At 32.4% G+C, this 324-nt stretch carries 1 protein-coding gene; it reads right to left on the bottom strand.

The window, feature by feature from the left end:
• Positions 1–132: FAD-binding protein (locus EG57_RS26155; RefSeq protein WP_152563685.1), on the bottom strand; the 132-nt coding region annotated here is incomplete at its 3' end.
• Positions 133–324: the final 192 nt, after the last annotated feature.

Here is a 324-nt window from a genome sequence, read left to right as displayed (position 1 = left end):
GATTACAATTTGTCCGCCTACTTTGACTCTCTCCAGTATCAAAGTTTTTAGTCTAGCTCTCGCTGAGTATATAGCTGCAGAAAGCCCTGCAGGACCGGAACCGATTATAATAACATCATAAATATTATTCATATTGCACCTTCTTTGCACAAATTTTAGGTTGTTTTTTTATATATCATATCTTAATTAGAAAACACTTCAAAGAATAAATATACTACTTATTAGTCCTGGTTTATTCTTTCCAGCACCATAGCTTATTTTTAGATCTTTACTTTAAAAACAGTTTGTTCTTCAATATCAGTTGCAAGAGCGTCTAAAGCTACA

Origin of the sequence: Clostridium drakei, from assembly GCF_000633595.2 — a bacterium.
In the GTDB taxonomy this organism is placed as follows: domain Bacteria; phylum Bacillota; class Clostridia; order Clostridiales; family Clostridiaceae; genus Clostridium_AM; species Clostridium_AM drakei.
This window is presented reverse-complemented; position numbering and strand designations above follow the sequence as displayed.